Origin of the sequence: Puniceibacterium sediminis, assembly GCF_900188035.1 — a bacterium.
Taxonomy (GTDB): domain Bacteria; phylum Pseudomonadota; class Alphaproteobacteria; order Rhodobacterales; family Rhodobacteraceae; genus Puniceibacterium; species Puniceibacterium sediminis.
Genome location: NZ_FZNN01000010.1, coordinates 32,351 through 49,677, shown reverse-complemented (window position 1 = coordinate 49,677; position 17,327 = coordinate 32,351). Strand labels below are relative to the sequence as shown.

General features: G+C 61.2%; 18 protein-coding genes. 13 read left to right on the top strand and 5 right to left on the bottom strand.

From position 1 onward, the window contains the following. Nucleotides 1–111 precede the first annotated feature (111 nt). Entirely contained in the window at nucleotides 112–816 is a 705-nt protein-coding gene (locus CHB75_RS11950; protein ID WP_089270777.1) for an SIMPL domain-containing protein, read from the top strand. A gap of 129 nt (nucleotides 817–945) precedes the next feature. Here the strand turns inward: CHB75_RS11950 and CHB75_RS11945 are convergent, their stop codons facing one another. From CHB75_RS11945 to CHB75_RS11935, 3 genes are all read right to left on the bottom strand, one after another. Further along, the gene (locus tag CHB75_RS11945; RefSeq protein WP_089270776.1) at nucleotides 946–2,238 is read right to left on the bottom strand and encodes an O-acetylhomoserine aminocarboxypropyltransferase/cysteine synthase family protein; all 1,293 of its coding nucleotides are present in this window, start codon (nucleotides 2,236–2,238) and stop codon (nucleotides 946–948) included. Between the two features lie 196 nt (nucleotides 2,239–2,434). Then, entirely contained in the window at nucleotides 2,435–3,595 is a 1,161-nt protein-coding gene (locus CHB75_RS11940; RefSeq protein ID WP_089270775.1) for a WD40/YVTN/BNR-like repeat-containing protein, read from the bottom strand. 252 nt (nucleotides 3,596–3,847) lie between these two features. Further along, nucleotides 3,848–4,540 (bottom strand): metal-dependent hydrolase, encoded by a 693-nt coding sequence (locus CHB75_RS11935; RefSeq protein WP_089270774.1) that lies wholly within the window; start codon nucleotides 4,538–4,540, stop codon nucleotides 3,848–3,850. Nucleotides 4,541–4,881: 341 nt separating this feature from the next. Here CHB75_RS11935 and gatC point away from each other — a divergent pair, with 341 nt between their 5' ends. From gatC to CHB75_RS11915, 4 genes are read left to right on the top strand one after another with little or no spacing between them, the layout of a single operon-like run. Beyond that, nucleotides 4,882–5,169, top strand: coding sequence for an Asp-tRNA(Asn)/Glu-tRNA(Gln) amidotransferase subunit GatC (gene gatC / locus CHB75_RS11930; RefSeq protein WP_089270773.1), 288 nt, complete (start codon nucleotides 4,882–4,884; stop codon nucleotides 5,167–5,169). Further along, nucleotides 5,169–6,656 (top strand): Asp-tRNA(Asn)/Glu-tRNA(Gln) amidotransferase subunit GatA, encoded by a 1,488-nt coding sequence (gatA, locus tag CHB75_RS11925; RefSeq protein ID WP_089270946.1) that lies wholly within the window; start codon nucleotides 5,169–5,171, stop codon nucleotides 6,654–6,656. The genes gatC and gatA overlap by 1 nt, the downstream gene beginning before the upstream one ends. 43 nt (nucleotides 6,657–6,699) lie before the next feature. Next, nucleotides 6,700–7,404: a hypothetical protein gene (locus CHB75_RS11920; protein ID WP_089270944.1), complete on the top strand. Its 705-nt coding sequence runs from the start codon at nucleotides 6,700–6,702 to the stop codon at nucleotides 7,402–7,404. 50 nt (nucleotides 7,405–7,454) lie between these two features. Further along, complete coding sequence (locus CHB75_RS11915; RefSeq protein WP_483880056.1) at nucleotides 7,455–8,060, top strand: N-acetylmuramoyl-L-alanine amidase; 606 nt, start codon at nucleotides 7,455–7,457, stop codon at nucleotides 8,058–8,060. A 30-nt stretch (nucleotides 8,061–8,090) separates the two neighbouring features. On the opposite strand, the gene CHB75_RS11910 is transcribed toward CHB75_RS11915, so the two are convergent. Together CHB75_RS11910 and CHB75_RS11905 are read right to left on the bottom strand one after the other, a co-directional pair. Next, nucleotides 8,091–9,491 (bottom strand): helix-turn-helix domain-containing protein, encoded by a 1,401-nt coding sequence (locus CHB75_RS11910; RefSeq protein WP_089270772.1) that lies wholly within the window; start codon nucleotides 9,489–9,491, stop codon nucleotides 8,091–8,093. A 44-nt stretch (nucleotides 9,492–9,535) separates the two neighbouring features. Further along, on the bottom strand, nucleotides 9,536–10,762 hold the full coding sequence (locus tag CHB75_RS11905) for a multidrug effflux MFS transporter (protein ID WP_089270771.1): 1,227 nt from the start codon (nucleotides 10,760–10,762) through the stop codon (nucleotides 9,536–9,538). 174 nt (nucleotides 10,763–10,936) lie between these two features. Here CHB75_RS11905 and CHB75_RS11900 point away from each other — a divergent pair, with 174 nt between their 5' ends. The 8 genes from CHB75_RS11900 to CHB75_RS11870 all read left to right on the top strand — a co-directional run bounded on the left by CHB75_RS11900 (nucleotide 10,937) and on the right by CHB75_RS11870 (nucleotide 17,327). After that, entirely contained in the window at nucleotides 10,937–12,469 is a 1,533-nt protein-coding gene (locus CHB75_RS11900; protein ID WP_089270770.1) for an acyl-CoA carboxylase subunit beta, read from the top strand. 54 nt (nucleotides 12,470–12,523) lie between these two features. After that, on the top strand, nucleotides 12,524–12,967 hold the full coding sequence (locus CHB75_RS11895) for a hypothetical protein (RefSeq protein ID WP_245840922.1): 444 nt from the start codon (nucleotides 12,524–12,526) through the stop codon (nucleotides 12,965–12,967). Beyond that, nucleotides 12,967–13,449, top strand: coding sequence for a DUF6497 family protein (locus CHB75_RS11890; RefSeq protein WP_245840920.1), 483 nt, complete (start codon nucleotides 12,967–12,969; stop codon nucleotides 13,447–13,449). The genes CHB75_RS11895 and CHB75_RS11890 overlap by 1 nt, the downstream gene beginning before the upstream one ends. 214 nt (nucleotides 13,450–13,663) lie before the next feature. Then, nucleotides 13,664–13,807 (top strand): hypothetical protein, encoded by a 144-nt coding sequence (locus CHB75_RS21665; protein ID WP_176439124.1) that lies wholly within the window; start codon nucleotides 13,664–13,666, stop codon nucleotides 13,805–13,807. Nucleotides 13,808–13,963: 156 nt separating this feature from the next. After that, the gene (locus CHB75_RS11885) at nucleotides 13,964–14,308 is read left to right on the top strand and encodes a hypothetical protein (RefSeq protein ID WP_089270768.1); all 345 of its coding nucleotides are present in this window, start codon (nucleotides 13,964–13,966) and stop codon (nucleotides 14,306–14,308) included. Between the two features lie 69 nt (nucleotides 14,309–14,377). Further along, complete coding sequence (locus CHB75_RS11880; RefSeq protein ID WP_089270767.1) at nucleotides 14,378–14,737, top strand: hypothetical protein; 360 nt, start codon at nucleotides 14,378–14,380, stop codon at nucleotides 14,735–14,737. A gap of 238 nt (nucleotides 14,738–14,975) precedes the next feature. Further along, entirely contained in the window at nucleotides 14,976–15,182 is a 207-nt protein-coding gene (locus CHB75_RS11875; RefSeq protein WP_089270766.1) for a hypothetical protein, read from the top strand. A 144-nt stretch (nucleotides 15,183–15,326) separates the two neighbouring features. Further along, entirely contained in the window at nucleotides 15,327–17,327 is a 2,001-nt protein-coding gene (locus CHB75_RS11870; protein WP_089270765.1) for an acetyl-CoA carboxylase biotin carboxylase subunit, read from the top strand.

Genomic DNA, 17,327 nt, shown 5'->3' with positions numbered 1-17,327 from the left:
CACGATTTGTTTTACAGCAGGTCTTTGCCGAGGGGAAGGAAAGACGGGTTGCAGGAACGCCCCGGGCACCGCACATATGGGGATACCGCAAGGAATTGAAAAGGAATTGTCATGCGTCGATCCGCCCTTGTTACCGCCGTACTACCCCTTGCGCTGCTGTTTGCAGCGCCGCTGGCCGCGCAGGAAACTCTGCGTCCCACTCTGAGTGTCAGCGGCGAAGGTACGGCTTTTGCCACGCCGGATGTCGCGACGATCACGCTTGGCGTGACGGCCCAGTCCGAGACTGCTGCCGATGCGATGGCCCAGACCTCGGAAATTGGCGCGCGCATCCTAGAGCGGCTGACCGCGATGGGTGTCGCTGCGCGAGATGTCCAGACCTCGGACCTGTCGCTCAACCCGATCTGGTCGAATCGTCCTGTCGACAACCAGCAGCCAAAGATCACCGGATTTGAGGCGTCGAACCGCGTGACGATCCGTGTGCAGCAACTCGATACGTTGGGGGATGTGCTGGGGGCCGTGCTGGAGGATGGCGCCAACCGGCTGGGCGGGCTGAGCTTTGGTCTGAAGGACCCCGCTCCGCTGTTGGATGAGGCCCGTCGCGATGCAGTGGCCGATGCGATGGCGCGTGCGAAGGTCTATGCCGAAGCCGCCGGGGTGACCCTTGGGCCGGTCGTGTCGATCAGCGAAGGCGGTACTTCGACACCGCGCCCCGAGATGATGATGTCGTTGCGCGCCTCGGATATGGCCGTCCCGGTGGCCGAGGGTGAAACCGGCATCACGGCGTCGGTCAACATGGTGTTTTCGATCGGAGAGTGAGGGGCTGAACCCGAACCCAGTATGATCTTGCGGCGATAACAGGCCCGCCGGATCGGAGCAGCGCCGACCCATGGGCTGGCGCTGCTTTCTGTTACACGAATGGCCGGGACCAAGGGCCCCGGTAGCGCGTCAGGCGTTTGCCTTGGTCAGAGCCTGATCGAGATCGGCGATCAGGTCGGCGGCATCTTCGATCCCGATGGAAATCCGCACCACGTTCGGTGCAGCCCCCGCCGCGACCTGCTGTGCCTCTGTCAGCTGCCGGTGCGTGGTCGAGGCCGAGTGGATGACAAGGCTGCGGGTATCACCCAGGTTGGCCACATGGCTGAAAATCTCCAGCGATTCCACGAATTTGACGCAGGATTCATAGCCGCCCTTGAGCGCGATGGTGAACAACCCGCCAGCCCCCTTTGGGCAGATCCGTGCCACCCGGTCGTTGTAGGGCGAGGATTTCAGCCCGGCATAGGTCACTGCCGCGACGGCCGGATGCGTTTCCAGCCAGCCTGCGATCTTCATCGCGTTCTGAACGTGCCGCTCCATCCGCAGGCTGAGGGTTTCGATGCCCATCAACGTGTAATGCGCCGCCTGCGGGTTCAGTGTCATGCCCAAGTCGCGCAGACCGATGGCGATGGAGTTGAACGTAAAGGCGAGCGGGCCGAAGGTTTCGTGGAATTTGAGGCCGTGATAGGCGGGCTCGGGTTGGGACAGGGACGGAAATTTGTCGCTGGCCGACCAGTCGAATTTGCCTGAATCCACCACCGCGCCGCCGGTGACCGTGCCATTGCCGGTCAGATATTTGGTCAGCGAATGGACCACCAATGTCGCGCCGTGTTCGATGGGGCGGCAGAGGTAGGGTGTTGCGCTGGTGTTGTCGACGATCAGCGGAATGCCCGCCGCATCCGAAATGGCCGAGATGGAGTCAAGGTCGGTGATATAACCGCCGGGGTTGGCGATGGATTCGCAGAACACCGCGCGGGTGTCGTCGTTGATGGCGACCCGGATTGCATCGGTGTCATCGAAGTCGACAAAGGTGGCGGACCAGCCGAAACGCTTGATGGTCTGGCTGAACTGCGTGACCGTTCCGCCGTAAAGACGGGTCGAGACGACAACGTTCTTGCCCGGACTCATCAGCGGGAACAGCGCCATGATCTGCGCCGCATGCCCCGAGGAACAGCAGACCGCGCCGACGCCGCCTTCGAGCGTTGCGACGCGTTCCTGCAGCACCGCAACTGTGGGGTTGGTCAGGCGGGAATAGATATATCCGACCTCTTGCAGGTTAAACAGTGCGGCGGCATGTTCGGCGTCGCGGAACACATAGGCCGTAGTCTGGTAGATCGGCGTCTGCCTTGCGCCGGTGGCCGGGTCGGGGCGCGCGCCCGCGTGGATCTGGAGCGTGTCAAAGCCGTAGCTGGGTCCGTCGGTCATTCTTTCCTCCCTCAAGGTTGTCCGAATATGTCTAGGCGATTGCCAGTGGTCCGGCAACGCGGGTGATGCGGCCGGTCGCGAATGAAAACCCTGTGGCATCCGTTGCAGACACGGGGGCCCGAAGTGGCGCGGCACAAAGGATCGCAACGAATTGCGTGATCAACAAGAGAATGGCATCTGGTGGGGAAGGTGCGTTTCAGCGCCGCTGCAGGGTTTCGACGCTTAGCACGGTCGGGAGGTGGCGGGCGATTTCCAGCCAGTGATCACCGGCATCCGTGCTTGCGAAGATGGAACCTGTATTGGTGCCGAAATAGACGCCCGCGTCTGGGTGTTGGTCCGTCGCCATTCCCTGTCGCAGCACGGTAAAGTAGCACCCGGCCTGTGGCAGGCCGCTGCGGCAGGCCTGCCATGTGTCGCCACCATCGCGCGACCGCCAGACTGCGGCGGCGGCATCGGGCGGATAGCGCCCCTGCGTGTCGCCGTTGAGCGGCAGAACCCACAGGGTTTCGGGCTGGTGTGGGTGGACTGCGACGGGAAATCCAAAGGTCGAAGGCAGACCGGCAGTCACGTCATCCCAACTGCGCCCGCCATCCCGGCTGCGAAACACGCCATGGTGGTTCTGCTGGTAAAGCCAGTCTCCGTTCGCGTCGGCCCGCACCATGTTATGCACGCAATGGCCGGTTTCTCCGTCTTTCGGTGCGGCCGGGTGGGCATGATCGCAGGCTGCGCCAGCATTCGACAAACGGTTGCGCCGGTCCCAGCTGGCCCCGCCATCTTCGGTCGCAAAAACTCCGGCGGCGGAAATGCCAAGCCACATGCGCGCGCCATTCGCGGGATCGGCGACGATCGTGTGCAGCGTCAGGCCAGCCGCTCCGGGTTGCCAGTCCGCGGCCGAGGGGTGGCTGATCAGGCTATCCACCATCTGCCAGGTGGTGCCGCCGTCCAGGCTACGCAATAGCGTCGCGGGTTTTGCGCCGGCATAGAGCTTTGCTCCGACCTGGCCCAGCGACCACAAGGCTGTCACCTGTCCGGTGAAAGGGCCCGGATCAGAGCGTGTGACCCCCATCATCGCGGCGGTATCGGGATCGGCGCGTATCCATTCGTCGATCTGGCCATCTGCCAGCTTTGACAGTGTCCAGCTTTTCCCGTCATCGAGTGACGTCCAGACACCGGCCCCGTACCAGTCCCCGCCACCTGCTGCCCAGATCTGACCGGTTTCAGGGTTCCCGATGGCATGATTGATGGGCCAGCCGTCGCAGAACGGGCCGCTGAGGGTCCAGTCCCTTCGCGCGTCATCCGAACGCAACAGAAAGGCACCCTTGGATGTTCCAACCAGAAGTACGACGGCACTGTCCATGATCACCTGCCCGCGCTGACACTGCGTGAGCTTAGCATTTGGCCGCTGAGTCGCCTATGCCGGGCGATTGCCGCAGGCAGGTCCGCTGTGCCGCAGCTGGTCAGCGGCCTATGGGGCGGTCAGCCCGTCAAGCGTGACAGGAAAGCGGGGTTTCACCGAATATTTACGTCGCGATTTTTTGAAGCCTTGGCCCGGTCAGGAACACCTTTGAAGGGCCTGGCCGGGGCCGGGAAATTTCAGACATGCCGCAGGTCAGAGAGTGATCGGTTGCATCACTTCGGGTTCGATGACGTTGACGCCCGGTAGTTCGCGTACCAGCAGTTCGGCGGATTGTTCAAGCAACGGGAAAGTGCGGTAATGGCAGGGGATTACCGTCTTGAAGTCAAAGAAGGTTTTTGCGGCATAGGCCGCGCGGCGCATGTCCATGGTGAAGTGTCCGCCCGAACAGAGGATCCCGATGTCGGGGGCATGCAGAGCGTTGAACACGCCCATGTCCGCCATCACATCGGTGTCGCCGGTGGCGTAGATCGTGTGACCTTCGCCCGCGATCATGAAGCCACATTCGCTGCCCGGTACGCGCGGGCCATCGTCGCTTGCGAAGGATGAGGAATGGGTCGCGTGCACCATCGTCACCCGGACATCGCCAAGCGAGACGGTGCCGCCCTTGTTGAAACCGATCGCCTCGATCTCTTCGGTCGCGCCCCAGTGGCTGAGCAGGTCATACTGACCGACAACGGGAATTTTCAGCTTCTTGGCCAATGGCAGCGTATCGGTTGCGTGGTCGCCATGGGCATGGGTTAGCAGGATATGGGTGGCGCCCTGTATCGCCGCCTCGTGCTGAGCTTCGGCCAGCATCGGGTTGCCGCTGAACCAGGGGTCGAGCAGCAGAACCTGCCCTGCGAGTTCAATGCGAAAGCTGCCGTGGCCAAGCCAGATGATTTTCATGGAGTGCTGTCCTATTTGCGGGTTTTGGACAACACTAGCACGGTGGGCGATTTCGGCGAGGGGGAATGAGGCGGCTCCGTTGCAGCCCAGGGCGAAAGCCGCTTGGGTGCTTTGGCGATCGATCTTTGCCTTGCGTCGCTGCCTATTGCTGGATGTTCCCGATCGGCCCGCAGGCGGGAACAGTCATAGCCCTTGAAAAATCACGTCCAGATGGCGCCACAGGCCCTGATTGGGGCGGGTAACGCGGTTTTGGACGGCCAGATGCTTGCGGGCGGAGCCGGGCAGGGGTAAACGCATCCCCCAAGAGCAAGCGACTTCAGTTCAGACGCAAAGAGGCCCCCATGTCCATCGACGTAGAGACCGCCGCCCGCGTGGCCAAGCTGGCCCGTATCCAGGTAGCCGACGACGCCCTTCCGGGGCTCGCCGAAGAGTTCAACACCATTCTCGGCTTTATCGAGCAACTGGGCGAGGTCGATGTCGAAGGCGTCGAGCCGATGGTCTCGGTCGAGCCGATGCGCCTGCCGCGACGCCGCGACGGGGTGACCGATGGTGGCATGCAGGACAAGATCCTGTCGAACGCGCCGGATGCGCGCGAAGGGTTCTTTGCCGTACCGAAGGTGGTGGAATGATGTCTGACCTCAGCAAGCTCAAGATTTCCGAGGCGCGTGATGCGCTGCGCAAGGGTGACGTGACCTCTGTCGCGCTGACCGAGGCCTGTCTGTCGGCGATCGAGGGCGCGAATGCCCTGAACGCCTTTGTACACAAGACGCCGGACCTCGCGCTGGAGCAGGCAAGCGCCGCCGACACGCGTATCGCTGGTGGCGCGGCACCTGATCTTTGCGGTATTCCGCTGGGCATCAAGGATCTGTTCTGTACCAAGGGTGTGCCGAGCCAGGCTGCAAGCCGCATTTTGCAAGGCTTCAAGCCAGAATACGAAAGCACCGTCACCGGCCAGTTGTTCGGTGCGGGCGCTGTCATGTTGGGCAAGCTCAACATGGATGAATTCGCCATGGGGTCGTCGAACGAAACCTCGACCTATGGCAATGCGGTGAACCCCTGGCGGCGCGACAATGACGAAACGGCGCTGACCCCGGGCGGGTCATCCGGTGGGTCGGCCAGTGCCGTGGCGGCGGATCTGTGTCTGGGCGCGACGGGTACGGATACGGGCGGGTCGATCCGCCAGCCTGCGGCCTTTACCGGCATCACCGGGATCAAGCCGACCTACGGGCGCTGTTCGCGCTGGGGTATCGTTGCTTTTGCATCAAGCCTTGATCAGGCCGGGCCGATGACCAAGGATGTGCGCGACGCGGCGATCATGCTGAACACCATGTGTGGCCATGACCCCAAGGATTCGACCAGCGCGGACCTGCCTGTGCCGGATTTTGAAGCGATGCTGACCGGCGACATCCGTGGCAAGAAGATCGGCATCCCGCGTGAATATCGCATGGATGGTATGCCGGACGAGATCGAGGCGCTTTGGACGCAGGGCCGCGAGATGCTGCGCGATGCGGGGGCCGAGATCGTCGACATTTCCCTGCCGCACACCAAATACGCGCTGCCCGCCTATTACGTGATTGCCCCTGCCGAAGCTTCAAGCAACCTCGCCCGCTATGACGGCGTGCGCTATGGCCACCGCGCGACCCTGTCGCATGGCGACGGCATCACCGAGATGTACGAAAAAACCCGCGCCGAAGGTTTCGGCCCCGAGGTGCAGCGCCGTGTGATGGTCGGCACCTATGTTCTTTCGGCAGGCTTTTACGACGCCTACTACAACCGCGCCCGCAAGGTGCGGACGCTGATCAAGCGCGACTTTGAAAACGTGTTTGCCGATGGGATCGACGCGATTTTGACACCGGCAACGCCCTCGGCGGCGTTCGGGCTGGGTGAAATGAGCCACGCCGACCCGGTGCAGATGTATCTGAACGATGTTTTCACTGTTACGGTGAACCTTGCGGGCCTTCCGGGCGTTTCAGTTCCGGCGGGGCTGGATCGTCAGGGTCTGCCGCTTGGGTTGCAGTTGATCGGACGGCCCTGGGAAGAGGGCGATCTGCTGAATACCGCCTACGCGCTGGAACAGGCTGCGGGTTTTGTCGCAAAGCCCGGCAAATGGTGGTAACGGCGCCGCAGAGACGCAAAGGATGACAGGGATGACAGGACAGATGACACGGTTTCTCTTGTGTGGTGTGGCGGCCCTGACGTTGGCAGGCTGTGCCGGAACGACCTCGCCCGACAACGGCGGCGGCGTCGGGTTGGGCAACTACGCCGATTATCAGGCACGCCGCGAGGCGGAGCTGCTTGGAAATGCGACTGGGGGGACGATGTTGCCGCCAGCCGGTGTGGTGTCCTCGAACCTCAGCGAAAACAGCGACCCGGCTATTGCCGCCGCGGAACGTGCGCTTGGGCAGAACCCGGGTGAGGCGCCGTTTGATACAACGTCTTCCTACACGGAGCCGCAGGTTGTCACCAATTCGGCCGGAATGTCGGAAGAGAACAGCTTTGACGCCGTGGCGGGTGAACGCGATATCGCCGCCGATGCCGAACTGATCGCGCGCAACCGCGCGCAATATCAGGTGATTCAGCCCACCGCGCTGCCAAGCCGCAGCGGGTCAGAGGGTCCGAATATCGTCGCCTATGCGCTCAGCACATCGAACCCCCGTGGCACCCCGCTCTACGGTCGCTCGGCGTTCAAGACCGAAGCCGGGTCCGTGCGTGCCTGTGCCGGATATGCCTCGGCCGATCAGGCGCAGGAGGCTTTCCTTGCAGCAGGGGGCCCCGAAAAGGACCGGCGCAATCTGGACCCCGACGGTGATGGCTATGCCTGTGCCTGGGATCCGGCACCGTTTCGCACGGTGCGTCGGAACTGACGGCGCTCTGGCATCCTTCGCCGAACTGCGGGCCGCGCCGGGATGGCGCGGTGCCGTCGCTGATCGTGATCCATTACACGGCGATGACTACGGCTGAGGAGGCACGGGACAGGCTGTGCGACCCGGTGGCACAGGTTTCAGCACACTATGTGATTTCGTCCCAAGGGCGCCTCTGGCAGCTGGTCGAGGAAGAGCAGCGCGCCTGGCATGCGGGGGCGGGGCAGTGGGGAACGCTGAGCGACATCAATTCGCATTCGATCGGGATCGAGCTTGCGAACACCGGGGCACAGCCCTTTGCCCAGCCGCAGATCAAGGCGCTTGAGCATTTGCTTGGCGGGATCATGAAGCGATGGAGTATTCCGCCGCAGGGGATCATCGGCCATTCTGACATGGCGCTGGGGCGCAAGATCGACCCCGGCCCGCGATTCGACTGGCGGCGGCTGGCGCTGCAGGGGCTTTCAGTCTGGCCTGAGCCCCGTTCTGGCGATGATTTTTTCAGAGATTCTCGGGTGTTTGGATACGCCATGCCAGAAGGTGGCGAGGAAACCTTGCTCCAAGCCTTTCGCGACCGTTTTCGGCCCGGCGCGACAGGTCCCTTGGACGAGACTGACCGGGACCTGATGGCTGATCTTGCCGCGCGCTGGCCAGTGGGCTGAGACGAGGGCCAGGCCAGAGCATTGCCACGTCTATTCCAACTCATAGGGTAGCACGTCGCGCCGGTTCAGCGTCACGTGAAGTCTGCGTTCCAGAGGGGGGACCGACCGCTGGTGGCAGGTTGTCCTTTCGCATATCCGGCAGGAAATTCCGATCGGTTCAAATGCTTCGTCCCGGTCCAAATCCATTCCATCCGCATAGACCATGGCGCGCGCGTGTTTGACCTCGCACCCCAGCGCAATTGCATAGCGCCGCACCGGGGCACCAAAGTGGCCGCCGGGCTTGGTCACGTCGCGCGCGAGACTGATATAGCGGACCCCGTCCGGGGTTTCCGCCAGTTGGCGCAGAAACCGGCCCGGAGTTTCAAACGCGCGGTGCACGTTCCACAGCGGGCAGGCCCCCCCGAAACGGGCGAATTGCAGCCGGGTTGAAGAGTGGCGTTTGGTGATCGTGCCGGCCTGATCCACCCGTACGAAGAAGAACGGGATCCCCTTGGCACCGGGACGTTGCAGGGTGGACAGCCGGTGCGCCACCTGTTCGATCGAAGCGCCAAAAAGCGCGGCGAGCCGTTCAAGATCGTGCCGGGTTTCCTGTGCCGCCCGCAGAAATGCCCCGTAGGGCATTATTGCAGCACCAGCGAAATAGTTCGCCAGACCGATCTTGGCGATGCCCCGCGCGGCTTCGGTTTGAAACCGGGCCAGATCCAGTGTCGCCTCAAGCAGCGGGTTCTGGCGCAGCAATGCGACCTGCAGCAGCAGCTGAAAGGTCTGTGTTTCGGGCGGGGCGAGGGCCGATAGGGTCAGCACGCCACTGGTCACGTCGAACTGGCGCAGGGGGGCGTTGTGGTCGAACCGTACCTTCACCCCCTTGTGTGCCAGCCGCGCGATGGTGGCGCTGCGAATGTCGCCTTCGCCTTGCAACAGCTCTGAAAACCGCTCGGCTGTGCGGTCCACGGCGTCGATGTAGTTATCGCAGTAGTGAAAGAAGTCGCGGACCTCTTCCCAGGGCGAAGGCTGCAGCTGTGTCCCTTCGCGCCCCAGTGCCTCGTCCAGGCTGGCAAGGCGTTCGTGGGTCTGCCGGTAGGCCTTGTGCAATTCCAGAAAGGCACGCGCAAGGGCGGGCGCATTGGACGCCGTCAGCCGCAGATCGGCAAGCGGCGGGGCGGCGTCACCAAAGACCGGATCGGCGAGTGCTTCGCGCATATCGGTCACCAGCCGTTCTGAATCCCCCTGTCCCAATTCGGTGACATCGAGCCCGAATTCCTGCGCCAGCGCCAGAACGACTGTCGTGCTGACGGGGCGATTGTTGTTTTCCATCTGGTTGAGATAGGGCAGCGATACGCCGAGTTTGGCCGCAAAGTCCTTTTGCGTCAGGCTGAGCCTTGTGCGGATTTCACGCAGCTTGGCGCCGGCATACAGCTTTCTGGCGGACATGACGCGAACCTTTGCAAACAATCCGCGTTAGGTTTGCAAAGAATTCAGCTAAGGTCCATCCCTGCAAGCTGTCTTTCCCGCCACATCACGAACCGGATACAGATGATCGCCAGGATACTGGTGCCAAACATGATCCAGAGCAGCGGCCAGACGCCGGTTTCAGGTTTGAGCAACGCTCCGGCCAGCGCCGAGAGTGCAGCACCGCCGCCGATCATGATCGCGCCGCCCAGTCCGCTTGCCGTTCCCGCCAGATGGGCGCGTACCGACAGCATTCCGGCAGTGGCGTTGGGGATCGACATCCCGTTCCCCAGACCAACAAAGATGATAAAGCCAAAGAAAGTCTCGGCCGAACCATAGCCGGTCGCCATGACAATCAGGTTCAGGGCCACTCCGACCGCGTTGATCAACGTACCCCAATAGACCATTCGGTTCACACCGACACGGGTGGAATATCGTCCGGAGAGGTAGTTGCCGGCGAAATAGCCGATCGCAGGGGCACCGAAGTAGAGGCCCAGCATGGACGGGCTTAGCGAAAAGACCACCGATCCCACAAAAGGCGCGCCGCCCAGGTAGGCAAAGAATGCCCCCGAGGCAAAGCCGGAGGCGAGTGCATAACCCCAGAACCGCGGCGCGCGCAGCAATTCCGGGTATTCGCGGAACTGCTGCGCCAGCGTCAGGGTGCTTTTTACCGCCGTTTCGCCCAGATCGCGCCACGTCAGCCAGAACAGCGCCGCTCCTATCGCCAGCAGGGCCCAGAAATTGGACTGCCAGCCAAAGAGTTCGCCGAGCAGGCCGCCAATGGCGGGGCCGATCATCGGCACCACGGCAACGCCCATGGTGACGTAGCCGATCATCGAGGCGGCCTGTTCCTGTGGAACCATGTCGCGCACCACTGCGCGGGATAGCACCATAGCAGTGACAATCACCGCCTGAAGCATCCGGAATGTAAGGAAAACATAGGCATCCCGCGCCAGAATGCAGCCGATGGTGGCCATGCAGAAGATGGCAATGCCGCCAAGGATCACCGGACGTCTGCCCAGTTTGTCCGAAATCGGGCCAATCAGGATTTGTAGCACCGCGTTGACCGCCAGATAGATTGCCACCGACAGCTGTAAAAGCCGGTATTCCGTGTCAAAATACGTCGTCATTTCGGGCAGGCTGGGCAAGAATATGTTCATCGCAAGCGCGGACAGACCTGCGATCAGGATCAGCGTTGAGACATGAGGAGGTGTGGTGCGGTCCAGAAAGCGGACAATTGGAGCATCTTGCATCCGCATCGACTTAGGCCGATGCTGGGGCCATGTCCAATGACACGTTGAAGAAAACGATGAATTTGCGAATTTGCGTTTTGCATGTGTATTAATATGCGAAGTTTGCAAATTAGCGAAAAGAGCCTTGAGGCCAGACGCTAGCACTGTATTTTCCGTCCAAACGAGGGGGTTTCCATGAAAGATATTCTTCAGGTTCTCGAAGGCCGCCGCGCCGAAGCCCGTCTGGGCGGAGGTCAGAAGCGGATCGATGCCCAGCATGCCAAGGGCAAGCTGACCGCGCGCGAGCGGATCGAGCTTTTGCTGGACGAAGAGAGCTTTGAAGAGTTCGACATGTTCGTCACCCACCGCTGCACCGATTTTGGCATGGAGCAAAACAAGGTCTATGGCGATGGCGTCGTGACCGGTTGGGGCACGATCAACGGTCGCATGGTCTATGTCTTCAGTCAGGACTTTACCGTTCTGGGCGGGTCCCTGTCGGAAACCCATGCGCAGAAGATCTGCAAGATCATGGATATGGCCATGCAGAACGGCGCGCCTGTGATCGGCATCAACGATTCGGGCGGTGCGCGGATTCAGGAGGGCGTCGCGTCGCTTGCCGGCTACGCCGAGGTGTTCCAGCGCAACGTGATGGCGTCCGGTGTCGTGCCGCAGATTTCGCTGATCATGGGGCCCTGCGCGGGCGGCGCGGTCTATTCGCCTGCCATGACGGACTTCATCTTCATGGTGCAGGATTCATCCTACATGTTCGTAACCGGGCCTGATGTGGTCAAGACGGTGACGAACGAGGTTGTGACCGCCGAGGAACTGGGCGGGGCATCGACCCACACGCGCAAATCATCGGTTGCCGATGGCGCGTTTGAAAATGACGTGGAAGCGCTGGCCGAGGTGCGGCGACTGGTGGATTTCCTACCGCTCAGCAACCGCGAAAAGCCCCCGGTGCGTCCGTTCTTTGACGAACCGGGCAGGGTGGAAACCAGCCTTGATACGCTGATCCCCGAGAATGCGAATACGCCCTACGACATGAAAGAGCTGATCCTCAAGATCGCGGACGAGGCGGATTTCTACGAGATTCAAGAGAACTACGCCAAAAACATCATCACCGGGTTCATGCGCCTTGAGGGGCAGACCGTGGGTGTGGTGGCGAACCAGCCGATGGTTCTGGCCGGGTGTCTGGATATCGATTCCTCGCGCAAGGCGGCCCGGTTCGTGCGGTTCTGCGATGCGTTCGAAATCCCGATCCTGACGCTGGTCGATGTACCGGGCTTCCTGCCGGGGACGTCCCAGGAATATGGCGGCGTGATCAAACATGGCGCAAAGCTTTTGTTCGCTTATGGCGAAGCGACGGTGCCCAAGGTCACGGTGATCACGCGCAAAGCTTATGGTGGGGCCTATGACGTGATGTCATCCAAACACCTGCGCGGCGATTTCAACTATGCTTGGCCGACGGCGGAAATCGCTGTGATGGGCGCCAAGGGCGCGACAGAGATCATCCACCGCGCCGACCTCAAGGATGCGGACAAGATCGCGGCCCACGCCAAGAATTACGAGGACCGCTTTGCCAACCCCTTTGTCGCCGCCGAACGGGGCTTCATTGATGAGGTGATCCAGCCGCGTAGCACACGCAAGCGGGTCAGCCGTGCCTTTGCCTCCTTGCGCGGCAAGAAGCTGACCAACCCGTGGAAGAAACACGATAACATTCCATTGTGATGGCGCGATCATGGCATGGCCTTTTCAGCAATTCATCAGTGACACGAGGCTGACGTGACTGAGGCGACCAAATATCAGGAACTGGCCCCGGGGCAGCGCGATAACGCCCCACAAGGGGGCGAGGCGCAGCGCATCCGCTTTGGCGGGCGACAGCGCGATGGCTGGTATGTTGCCAAGTCTCAGGACAGCTATGTCCTGTCCCGCCACTGGCCTGCGCAGTTCGATGTACGGGCAAGTACCCGTTTGCCAAGGCTGCGCGCCAGCCGTCTTGCGCGGCAGATCCGTCAGGATATATGGCGCGAATTGCAGGGCTTGCGTGGGTTCTCTCCTGTGGTTCAGATTGTCGAAGAGGATGCGGGGATGACCGTTTACGCCGGGGGGCAGCTGATGGCCGGACCGGTGCCAAACGGCACTCAGCAAAGAATCCAGGCGCTTCTTGACGATCCGGCGCGGCGCGCGCGGTGGTCACTCTGGGCGCGCAATGAGGGGCAGGGCTGATGGCGCTGGACCCGGTTATAAAACACACGGTCGCGGGCCGGACTCAAGACCGCGCAGCCCCGGCGAGAGGAGCCTTGAAATGGGGGTGGGGCTGCCTTTTTGTCTGCCTGACAGTTTGCGCACCCGGAATGGCCTTGGCGACGGGGGGGGCGGACGATGCTGTTTTGCTGCCATCTGGTGAGACCGCTCAACTGCAGGAACTGATCCAAGAAAACTTGGGCGAGGCATTGATCGCGCGGTTCCGCTTTGTCGCGCCATGGATCGCGGGGGGGACGGACTATGACACGGTCGCTGCGGATATGGAGAATATCTGCCAAACCTATGCCCTTGGCCGATTGGCCGATATTGATATGCATCCCACACAGGTCATCATCAGTTTGTCCGCAGCCGAGTCAAAGTTTGGCGTCGCAACACCTGAAGTCACGCAGTTTTTTGAAGCCTTCAGCCTGAGTGATGGCCGCTGCATCTGGGAGCCGTTCTGATGTCGGCATTGAATCCGGATGCTTGCGACCTTCAAATGGTCTCGTCTGAGGCTTTCGAGTCACAGAAACCCCACCTTGTGGGCGCCACGTATCTTTTCGCGGAATTTTCCGATATTCTCGGGAACGGTTGCGGACAAGCGACCGTTACCTCAACACGGGGACAGGCAGGCCCGTCGGGCCGTGTCGGTTTCGTTGGATCTGACAGGAGAATGAAATGTCGAAAAGCATCAAGCTGCTTGCAATGTTCGGTTTTGTCGCCACGCTTTCCGCGTGCGGTCAGCAACAGCAAGAAGAGTACGTCGTTGTTGATCCGGAGCCGATCACAGTCGAGCCCGTATACACCGGCAAATATAAGTAATAGCACTTCGGGGCGGGCCTTTCGGTCCGTCCCACTTTGCAATCCGACCAGTCTGTTCGTTGATCCGTGTCAAAGACCCGCCCTTCCTGATAGTTATGGTTTATATGTTCGCGCAACATCGCGTGGCGTTAATTTCTCCAGAAGGGAATCCTTTTCATGTCTGCACGTTTTGCCATTTTCGCTGGGCTTGCCGTTGTCGGCCTGTCTGCCTGTACACAGCCTGAGCCGATGGCCATCGCGCCTCAGCCCATGTCAGACAAATTCGGAGCACTTTACTGCCCCGATGGATACGTCCTGCAGGGCGATGTCTGTGTGGGCGCTGTTGTGCCCGGTGTCGCGCCTGTTGGTGTTGACGCGGCAGGTGTCGGCACAACTGCCGCGTCAACACCCGCTCCGGCGCCCGCGCCGACACCAGAGCCCGATCCGGTGCCTGGGCAGAACCAGAACAACAACCAGAATAACAACCAAAACACCAACCAAAACACAAATCAGAACGGCTGATCCTGAAGTCGCCCGGGGTCTCGGTGCCTTTTCCCTGTCAGCCTTTCTGCCAAACCAAGAGGCGCTGGCATGCTGAAGCACCGTGGCTTTCCCGGGCGTCTGCCCGGAACAGATTTCCAATTTGTCGTCCGTCGCGCCAATCCCAAGGGCGCGACGGCATTAACCCAACGTGATCGCTTTGCCGACCGTCGTCCGCCCGACAAGCGGGCCGACCTGTGGTTCATGGCGGCGCTTTGGATGCAGTTCGGCAATGAACCTTTCGAACGTGGTAACCTGGACGCCGGGCGGCTGAGCTGGCTGTTCGGTCGCGAAGTCCTGCCCGTGGGAGATCCGTTCGATCGCGAAAGCTATGAATCCCTGCTGGTCATCGACGAACGCACAGCGCGGCGGTCCTTTCCCGAGGCGTTTGAAAAAGGCCTTTGGACGTGACCCCGCTACGTCTGTCGGGATATGAACGGATGAGAGCCGATCCTTGTAGGCGGTCCGGCTATGGTGCTGGTCGAACCCCCGGATTTTTTGAATTTGACCGGACTGGCTTTGGCGGGTTGTCAGCCAAGCGGCGGAGGTCCGCCGACGAAGCGACAGTTTTCGATAACTGCTGGAACAACTCTTCGGAACCCGGAGTTATGTCGTTATCGACAGGCAAAACATATAAGGAGTCCACTCGATGCGGAACTTTACGAAAGTCACAGCTATCCTCGCTCTCACTGGCCTTGCTGCGTGCGAAGGCAGCGATCTTGAGCGCGGCGCACTTGGTGGCGTTGGTGGATACGCGGTTGACCGCGCTATGGGCGGTGACGGCACAATCGGTGCAGCGGCGGGTATCGCTGCTGGCGTCACTTGTGACGACCTTACGCCTGGCGTTTGCCGCTGATCTGACAGCCGGGGCCGAACGTGGCCCCGTCAGAGCCGGAAAAGCCACAAGAAAAGCCATCGGAGCCATTCGCTCCGGTGGCTTTTTCTTTTGCGATGCCGCGGGTGCACCCGCTGGCCAAGACATGCATTGAAAGGGACAGACATGTTCAACAAGATCCTGATCGCCAACCGTGGCGAGATTGCCTGCCGGGTCATCAAGACCGCCCATGCCATGGGTATCAAGACCGTGGCGATCTATTCCGACGCTGACCGGAATGCCCTGCATGTCAAAATGGCGGACGAGGCGATCCACATCGGCCCGCCGCCCGCAAATCAGTCCTATATCGTGATCGACAAGGTGATGGAGGCGATCCGCCAGTCCGGCGCCGAAGCGGTGCATCCGGGTTATGGCTTCCTGTCCGAAAATTCCAAGTTTGCCGAAGCACTGGCCGCCGAAGGCGTTGCCTTTATCGGGCCACCAGTGGGTGCCATCGAAAAGATGGGCGACAAGATCACCAGCAAGAAGATTGCCCAAAAGGCCGGGGTTTCCACCGTGCCCGGTTACATGGGCTTGATCGCCGACGGTGACGAGGCGGTCAAGATTTCGGCACAGGTCGGATATCCGGTGATGATCAAGGCCAGCGCCGGGGGTGGGGGCAAGGGAATGCGCATCGCTTGGAAAGAAGATGAAGTGCGCGACGGGTTTCAGTCCTCCAAGAACGAGGCCGCGAGCAGTTTCGGTGATGACCGCATATTCATCGAAAAGTTCGTCACGCAGCCTCGGCATATCGAGATTCAGGTGCTGGCCGATGCGCACGGCAATTGCATCTATCTGGGCGAACGCGAATGTTCGATCCAGCGCCGCAACCAGAAGGTCATCGAAGAGGCGCCTTCGCCCTTCCTTGATCCCGAAACTCGCAAGGCGATGGGCGAGCAGGCCTGTGCGCTGGCCCAGGCGGTGGGATATACCAGCGCCGGTACGGTGGAATTCATCGTCGATGGGGATCGGAATTTCTATTTCCTTGAAATGAACACGCGCCTGCAGGTCGAACACCCGGTAACCGAATTGATCACCGGGATCGATCTGGTCGAACAGATGATCCGCGTCGCCAATGGCGAGCCGCTGTCGATCACCCAGGACGATGTAAAGCTGAACGGCTGGGCGATGGAATCGCGCCTGTATGCCGAGGATCCCTATCGCGGCTTCCTGCCGTCCATCGGACGTCTGACCCGCTACCGCCCGCCCGCCGAACGGGCCGTCGAAGGCGCAACAGTGCGCAACGATACCGGGGTGTATGAGGGCGGCGAGATCAGCATGTACTACGACCCGATGATCGCCAAACTCTGCACCTGGGCGCCGACCCGAACGCAAGCGATCGAAGGGATGCGTAACGCGCTGGACGCTTTTGAGGTCGAGGGGATCGGCCACAATCTGCCGTTTTTGTCTGCCGTGATGGACCATCCGAAATTCGTCAGCGGCGACATCACCACGGCCTTTATCGCCGAGGAATATCCTGACGGCTTTCAGGGCGTTGAACTATCTGACAAGGCTCTGCGCCGGATCGCCGCCACCTGTGTTGCGATGAACAGGGTGGCCGAAATCCGTCGCGCGCGCGTCTCCGGCAAGCTGGACAACCACGAACGCAAGGTGGGTGACATCTGGAATGTCGCCGTTCAGGGCGAAAGTTATGATGTGAGCATCGCCGCTGACCCGAAGGGTGCCAGCGTCACTTTTGCTGACGGAGAAACCCTGCGCATCTCTGGCGACTGGACCCCGGGCGATCAGCTTGCGGTGATGGACGTGGACGGCGCGGCGCTTGTGCTCAAGGTCGGCAAGATCTCGGGCGGTTTCCGCATCCGGTCACGTGGGGCCGACCTCAAGGTTCATGTGCGCAGCCCGCGTCAGGCCGAATTGGCACGACTGATGCCCGAAAAGGTGCCGGCAGATACATCTAAACTGCTGCTTTGTCCGATGCCGGGCCTGATCGTGAAGGTCAATGTCGAGGTCGGCGACGAAGTGCAGGAGGGTCAGGCGCTTTGCACTGTCGAGGCCATGAAGATGGAAAACATCCTGCGCGCCGAACGCAAGGGCACCGTGTCCAAGGTCAATGCCGCGGCGGGCGATAGCCTTGCTGTGGATGACGTGATCATGGAGTTCGAATAG